The following is a 2,815-nucleotide window of genomic DNA, read 5'->3' on the forward strand; positions in this document are numbered from 1 at the left end:
CCCCTTAGACCCACAAAGGAAGGATCTCGCTAGCAGGCCGAAGGTGCCTCGGCAGCGTGACCGTTCCCGATCTATATCGCTACCCACCCCAGGGATGCCAGAAGGGCTTCCGCGCCTTCGTCATGCTTCAGCGATCAGGCCAGGAAGCACAGAAGTGCCCTGCCCCTTGCACGGAACCTGCTGCGTTCGTTGGGCCTGGGTAGGCACGGCGATACCTACGACACCTACGACCGCGCACTGCCCGACGAGGGAGCAGCGCAACCTGCTCGCCAAGACCACCGCTGTCGGTTGCACGCTGGCATGGCTGCAGATGTCGCGAGGACGCGGTCACAGCCCAACCGGAAGGCAGGCGACGCCAACAGCAAGCGCTCAGAAGCCCGCGATCGTTCCCGGGCAAGCTCGCCTCACTGCAACCGGCATGGGCGGTGAGGAAGGTACGACCCGACGATCCAAGGCAGCAAGCAGAGAAGAAAATACCCTTACAACCTATTTACTCAGGAATGCTCAAAAGTGATTTGGGCCACAGATACAGTCGCCTCCACCGGGACCCAACAGGTCCAACGATCACGGCTTCCGACGGCCTGACGGCGTAAGCGGAATCCCCACGTTCCGTTCAGACGCGTGCCCCGGGCCGGATCCGATCCGGCAGCATCACGCGGTGTCCGGGGCTGGGTGGTGCTGCGCTGTTCACTCGCTGTCGGCGTCGGCGATGTCGTCGGTGCTGGTCTCGGGCAGCGCGTACCGTCCGGGCGAGACCCGGACGACGCGGCCCGCCTTCACCGCGGCGGCGAGCTCGTTCTTGAGGGTGTTGCCGGACACGGCCGCGATGGCGGCGATGTCGTCGCGGTGCATGCCGTCGACGGGGTCGGCGTCCTCGAGGGCGGCGACGATGCGCTCCAGCGCGGTCGGCTCCCGCAGCGGCGCCGGCGGGACCGACACCGGCGAGACGGTGGTGCCGCTGGTGGGGGTCTGGCCGGTTGGGGTGTCGAGGTCGGCCAGGTCGACGGCGGTCATCGCGATGTGCTGCCGTCGCTCCCAGTCCGGCCACTCCTGGGCGAGCTGCTGGACCTCGGGCCGGTCGGCGGCGATGTCCCCGGCGAGGTGCCCGTCGAGCCACCGCTCACGGTCCTCAGGGTGCATGGACCGCAGGTCGACCGCCGGGGCGTAGCCGCGGAAAAGCACCGGGGCGCCGCCACGGGTGACGTAGCCGAGGCCCGCGGTGCTCTCGTACTTGCTCGGGTCGAACGCGGCGCGCTGGGAGCGCAGTCCGGCCGGGGGTGCATCCCAGTACTGCGGGATCTCCGAGGGGCGGCACTCCCGCAGGATCGGGTGGTCCAGCACCCGCGCCTGCAGCTCCGACGTCCTGAAGAGCACGGCACCGCCGTTGAGGATCAGGTTGTCGCGGGTCTTGGTGCCGAACATCTCGTCGGCGTTGGCGGCCTGGCCGGCCATCACCACGCTGATGCCGAGCGCGCGGAGCTGGGTGGCCAGGTACGGGGCGATGCCCCACGCCTCGGGGGCGCCGTTCGCGCCCTGCGAGGACAGGAGGTTGACCTCATCGAGAACCAGGAGCACGCGCGGCCCGTCGTGCACGGACCACGGGCGGCCGTGGCGCTCGGGCCAGGTGGCCCGGTGGCGGGCCAGCGCGTAGCCGAGCCGCATGGCCTGCATGCTGTCCGAGGTCCAGGCGCCGATCCTGCCCGCGTAGTCCGACGATCCGCCCTTCTGGTCGCCGTGGATGACGACCATCCCGCCGCGGACGGCGGCGTGCATGATGGCGTCCAGCAGGACCGACTTGCCGCTGCCGGAGACGCCGGCGACCAGGAGGTGGCGGGCGCTGGCCTTGTCCCAGAGCTGGACGCGGGCCTCGTCGCCGTCGGGGTGGATCCCCAGAGCCGCCCAGCCGCCGATCATGCCGGGGTCTGCGGCCGCCTGCCCGGAGCGCAGAGGGTGCGTGTCGAACACGCGGATGACGGCGCTGCCGGCGTTCTGCCGCTCGTAGGAGATGTCCGTGCCCGCGTCCTTGCCGAGCTTGCGGGCGAGGGCCTCACGGTCGACCTCGGCGGGCAGGACCTCGGACTCGGCGGCCTCCACGATGCCCTCCGGCCCGAACGGCGTCTGCTCCTCGAGGACCACCCGCGAGCCCTTGAACGCCGGGAGGCTGTCGGCGACGCGCTGCCACATGCCCGCCAGGCCCTGCGCGGACGGGCCTTCCGGGCGGGCCACCAGGTCGACGCGCAGCAGCGCGTGCCCGGCGTGGACGCCCGGCCTGATGGTGACGACGGGAGCCCCGTAGGCGGCGCTGATGGGCCGTTCCAGGCTCTCGGCGACCGGCCGCCCGTCGGTGGTGATCTCCGCTTCCCAGTGGCTGCCGGGCCACAGTTGGATGCTGGTGAGGCGGTGCCCGATGGCGGGCTGCCCGTCGGCCGCGATCGTCGACCAGGTCGACAGGATCGCCGCGATGAGCGGGTCGACGCGCTCCGTCTTCATCTTGGCGACGGCGGTCTTTCCCTTCGGCTGCCACTTCTTCAGCACCCTGCGGAGCCGCCAGGCGGCGTATCCCTGGGTGGCCCACCAGGCGGCGGACACCGCCCCGGTCAGGGACAGCGGGTCCAGGACACCGAGGGCCAGGAGGTCGGCCCCGGCCAGTCCCTGCGTCGCGCCGGCGGTCAGGCTGACCCCGGTGGCGGCGGCCAGCAGCAGGTGGTGCGCGGACTGCGCGCGCAGGACTCGCCCCGGCAGGCTCTTGCGGAACGCCGCGGGGACGCGGTCCAGGTAGGCGGCCGTCGCGGCCGCCGCCCAACCGGCCGCGCCG

Annotated in this window: 1 protein-coding gene; it reads right to left on the bottom strand. The window is 71.6% G+C overall.

Annotation, left to right across the window (positions count from 1 at the left end):
* Positions 1 to 687: 687 nt before the first annotated feature.
* Positions 688 to 2,815: ATP-binding protein (locus HW445_RS25245; RefSeq protein ID WP_180223220.1), on the bottom strand; the 2,128-nt coding region annotated here is incomplete at its 5' end.

The sequence above is a fragment of the Streptomyces sp. UH6 genome (assembly GCF_013421635.1).
Lineage (GTDB): Bacteria > Actinomycetota > Actinomycetes > Streptomycetales > Streptomycetaceae > Streptomyces > Streptomyces abyssomicinicus.